The following is a 4,503-nucleotide window of genomic DNA, read 5'->3' on the forward strand; positions in this document are numbered from 1 at the left end:
TCTGTAGGTCGGGGCCTTTTTGTTGACTTAGGCAAGCGACGGGCGCTTTAAGCGTCGCGCTACAGCGCAGATCAAACCAACCACGATGCCAATCAACGCAAGACCCATCGCCGTTGTGAGAGAGGCGAATTTGGCCGCGGCAAAGCTAGAATAGATCAGCGCCAGCACTTGTGGGATTTGGGTCTCGAACTGCATCAGTGCAAAAGAAACCAAGTTTTCAAGCGCGTCCAGTGATCCGCCCAAAACCGCGAATGTAGCCGCTGCAATCCCCGCTTTGCGTGGCACGACATACCCCTGCCCCAATCGCGCAATCAACGTGCCGAACATCAGGCCGAACACCATAACGGACAGGATAAAGGCAAAGTCGAAGATTTGCGTTTGCACATAGACGCTGAACGTACCGCCTGCTCGCATGCTGTCATAATAGCCCAAAATCGTGGCCCCATCGAAGGCAAGCTGCCCAGTCGCAAAGTCCACAGGGTGACGCGAGGCGGCGTAAAGCGTGTCCAAATAGATGCGTGTGCCTTGAAACGCACCAAAGCTCAGAGCGGTACCGAGCGCATGTGAGCGAAGGGAAAGAGATGTGATCTTTTGTGTCAAAGTCGAAAACATGGGATCGTTCCTTTAATTTGCATTCCGTGGAATATTAATTACATTCCACAGAATACAAATCAAGCCGAAAAGTTCTAAAAAATGACAAAGCCCCCTAAAGACGTTGAAAAATATGCGAAATTAGGCGCTGCTCTTAGCATCAGCACCCAGCTGTTCAGCACGCGCATGGGGGTTTTCCTTGATCGATTCGGACTGACTGAGGCGCAATTCTCTGTTTTGAATCACCTCGCCCGCCGTATGCCAGAGGGGCAAAGCGTGACAGCCATCGCCGCCGCGGTCGAAGTCAAGCAGCCCGCTGTGTCCAAGATGGTCAGCAAATTTGAAGGAATGGGATGGGCACGCTTTGAAGCCACACAAGGCGATGCACGCTCAAAACAGGTGTTTCTCACTGAAACGGGACAGGCGCATTTGATTGATATTCAACGTGCGCTACTACCCGACTACGTCGATATGCTCCAAGGGTGGAGCGATGAAGACATCGCCGCGCTTACAGGTCAGTTGTTTCGCTTGGTCGGTTGGATGGACAGCAACCGTCTTTAATCACGCAGGTTAAAGGCTTTTGGATAGCCGATCATAGATCGCATCCAGCGCACTCATATCGTCGAACAACGCATCATGCGGGATTTCTGTGACCGGCACGGTCCGGATCCCTTCCGAAAATAACGCGAAAGGCACCTTCGCGTTCAACGCCGTCTGCGCATCTACGGGGCTATCGCCTACATAGACACCATGCCCGCCTAATTCATCAAAACACGCATTCAGTGGCAGCGCGTCAGGTTTGCGCACTGCATAGCTATCGCCAGCCACAACCACGTTAAAGAACCGCGCCATATCTGTGGCTTCTAAAACCGGTTTCAACGCCGCCATAGGCTTGTTTGTACAGAGCCCCATGGGGATACCGCGCTCCTGAAAGCGCGTAAGCATTTCGATAACGCCTTCGAACAAAACCGTTTTCTTGGACACGACAACATAATGCGCGATGAAATCGTCCATGATCGATGATCGTCTCGACGCATCAAGCGCGGTATCCGCGATCAGCTTGTCGATAAACACCTGCTCCCCCAAGCCAACGTATCCCGCCACTTGCGTCTCAGGTATCGCCGCCAGCCCATATTGGGCCAGCAGCGCATTCGCAGCTTTCGTCACGCTCTGAAGGCTATCAATCAGCGTGCCATCCAGATCAAAGACGATAGGCACTGAGATCATGACAAACGGCTGACCACGATGGTGACTTCTGGTTTCTTGCCGACTTCCGCACGCGCCGATTGGCGCACGCAGCGTTTGATGGCTTCATCAAGTTTCGCCTCGTCGCGCAACGTCTTTTTGTTGCTGCGTCCGATAAGTTGGCTCAGGTCTTCCTCAAGCACGTCAATCAACGGCGCGCGGGATTTACCCTGCTCGGCAAGGCCCATGACCTCACACCACGGATCGCCCAGCATTTCGTCGTTTTCATCCAAAATTAGCGTCACAGTAACATGGCCGTTCAACGCCATGCGCATACGGTCGCGCACGACACCATCCAGCGCGCCGATTTGAACAGACCCATCCAGATAGGTGCGACCCGTTTCGATGTAATCGACGACCTTGGGCTGATTGCCTGACAGATCAACCATCATGCCATTCACAGCCACAACGCCTTCAATCCCTTTATCTTTCGCGATCTTCGCGTGTGTGCGCAGATGGCGATGTTCGCCGTGCATCGGGATCAACATTTGCGGTTGCGTGATCTCATGCATGCGTTCCAGATCAGGGCGGTTTGCGTGACCAGAGACGTGGTAAAGGCCCGAGCTATCATCAATCACATCAACACCCTTTTCAGAGAGTTGGTTGATGATGCGGATCACGCCGCGCTCGTTCCCAGGAATGGTTTTGGAAGAGAAGAGGAACGTGTCGCCCTCTTTCAACGTCAATCCTTGGTATTTGCCGCGCGCGAGCTGCGCAGAGGCGGCGCGCCGCTCGCCTTGTGAGCCCGTCACCAGCAGCATCACGTTCTCACGCGGCAGATTGGCTGCATCTTCTGGATTGATCACAGTTGGGAAATCTTGCAAGACGCCCGTCTCAATCGCAGCTTCTATCATGCGGCGCATAGCGCGGCCCAAAAGCACAACAGAGCGCCCTGCCCGCACACCGGCATCCGCCAGCGTTTTCACCCGTGCAACGTTCGATGCAAAGGTCGTCGCAACGACCATGCCCGGCTGTTCGCCAATAAGCTTTACGATCTCTGGACCAACAGTGATCTCTGAACGACCCGCCGTTTGCGAAAACACGTTTGTTGAATCGCAAACCAGCGCCTTCACGCCATCTTTGGAAACATCGCGCCACAGCTTTTCATCAAAGGCTTCGCCGACAATCGGCGTTTCGTCGAGTTTGAAATCGCCAGTGTGCAGCACACGGCCCGCAGGGCTATCGATCAACAGACCAGAGCTTTCGGGGATCGAATGTGAAATCGGCAGGAAGCCAATCTCGAACGGACCCGCTTTGGTGGTTTCCGGCCAAGGCGACACAGTACGCACCGCTTTTCCCTCAACACCGTATTCTTCCAGCTTGCGACGGGCGATATTCGCCGTAAACGCACGGGTATAGATCGGCGCGCCAAGCTGTTCATAGAAATGGCCAACCGCGCCAACGTGATCTTCATGGGCGTGCGTAATAAACACCGCCTGCAGATCATTACGGCGCTCTTTGAGCCATGTGATATCCGGCAGGATCAAATCCACACCGGGGGTGCCATCCATATCGGGGAAGGTCACACCAAGATCCACAAGGATCAGTTTTTCTTTGCCTGGCTTTCCGTAGCCATAGACGTAGGCATTCATGCCAATTTCACCCGCCCCGCCGAGGGGAAGGTAGATCAAACGCTCTGCGCTCATTTTGAACTTATCCGTTCTTCTTATTATGCTCGTGGATCACGATCAGACCATGCATTGTCAGGTCATCTTCGATCACGTCGAACAAGTTTTCTGCGGTTGCAAACAGCGGGGCAAGACCGCCTGTGCCAACCACTTTCATCGACTTGCCATATTCGTTCTTGATCCGGTTCGTAATACCTTCGATGAGGCCCGTATAGCCCCAGAAGACACCTGATTGGATGCATTCAACAGTATTTGTGCCAATTACATGCGCTGGCTGCGCAATATCGACATGCGGGAGCGCCGCCGCGCCGCTGTGCAACGCCTCAAGCGATAGATTCACCCCCGGTGCAATCACGCCGCCCACATAGGCACCATCTTCTGCGACGACGTCAAAATTGGTCGCCGTGCCAAAATCCACAACCACCACATTGCCGCCATGACGATCATAGGCCGCCGCCGCATTGGCGAGGCGATCCGGCCCAACCTGCGTGCCGCTATCAACGCGCGGTGCAATGGGCAAAAGACATTCAGGCTTGCCCACGACCAAGGGGCGGCATCCAAAGAAACGGTCGGAAAAAACGCGTAAGTTAAACACAACACGCGGCACGGTTGAAGAAATCACAACATCGGTGATGTTCAGATCGATCTTATAGTGCGACACCAAGGTAGAGAACCATGTGAAATAGGCATCTGCCGTGCGGCCATGATGGGTCGACGTGCGCAGCGTGCATAGCCATTCTTTGCCGTCCCAAATTGAGAAAACAGTATTTGTGTTGCCGCAATCAATAGCGAGAAGCATGGCGCATCTCCAATCTTAGAAAAATACATCCGCAGCGGCGATTGCCACACGGCCTTTGGGCGTCATCAGCACAAGGTTGCCCCATGCATCAACGGTTTCGAATGTGCCCGTCGTTTCATTGGTGCTCGTGCGCGCGATGATCACTTCGCCCAATTTAGCAGCGCGCGCCAGCCAGTTTTCGCGGATCGGCGCAAAACCATACGTCACAAATTGGTGCTCCAGCCGTGCATAGGCGCTTGC

5 protein-coding genes and 1 pseudogene are annotated in these 4,503 nt (G+C 54.1%); 1 reads left to right on the top strand and 5 read right to left on the bottom strand.

Annotated elements, in window-relative coordinates:
- Positions 1-27: 27 nt before the first annotated feature.
- Positions 28-612, bottom strand: a complete 585-nt coding sequence (locus ABJQ89_RS16995) for a hypothetical protein (RefSeq protein WP_348497346.1) — start codon at positions 610-612, stop codon at positions 28-30.
- An 81-nt stretch (positions 613-693) separates the two neighbouring features.
- On the opposite strand from ABJQ89_RS16995, the gene ABJQ89_RS17000 reads away from it, so the two are divergent.
- Positions 694-1,152 carry a MarR family transcriptional regulator gene (locus ABJQ89_RS17000; RefSeq protein ID WP_348497347.1) on the top strand — a complete coding sequence of 153 codons (459 nt, stop codon included), beginning with the start codon at positions 694-696 and terminating at the stop codon, positions 1,150-1,152.
- Positions 1,153-1,161: 9 nt separating this feature from the next.
- On the opposite strand, the gene ABJQ89_RS17005 is transcribed toward ABJQ89_RS17000, so the two are convergent.
- The 4 genes and pseudogenes from ABJQ89_RS17005 to ABJQ89_RS17020 form a co-directional block, all read right to left on the bottom strand.
- Positions 1,162-1,818 carry an HAD-IA family hydrolase gene (locus tag ABJQ89_RS17005; protein WP_348497348.1) on the bottom strand — a complete coding sequence of 219 codons (657 nt, stop codon included), beginning with the start codon at positions 1,816-1,818 and terminating at the stop codon, positions 1,162-1,164.
- Positions 1,815-3,482 carry a ribonuclease J gene (locus ABJQ89_RS17010; RefSeq protein ID WP_348497349.1) on the bottom strand — a complete coding sequence of 556 codons (1,668 nt, stop codon included), beginning with the start codon at positions 3,480-3,482 and terminating at the stop codon, positions 1,815-1,817. The genes ABJQ89_RS17005 and ABJQ89_RS17010 overlap by 4 nt, the downstream gene beginning before the upstream one ends.
- Positions 3,483-3,489: 7 nt before the next feature.
- Positions 3,490-4,263 carry a type III pantothenate kinase gene (locus tag ABJQ89_RS17015; RefSeq protein WP_348497350.1) on the bottom strand — a complete coding sequence of 258 codons (774 nt, stop codon included), beginning with the start codon at positions 4,261-4,263 and terminating at the stop codon, positions 3,490-3,492.
- Between the two features lie 15 nt (positions 4,264-4,278).
- Positions 4,279-4,503, bottom strand: a pseudogene (locus tag ABJQ89_RS17020) (biotin--[acetyl-CoA-carboxylase] ligase); the annotation flags it as partial.

This window comes from Planktotalea sp. (assembly GCF_039984035.1).
Classification (GTDB): domain Bacteria; phylum Pseudomonadota; class Alphaproteobacteria; order Rhodobacterales; family Rhodobacteraceae; genus Planktotalea.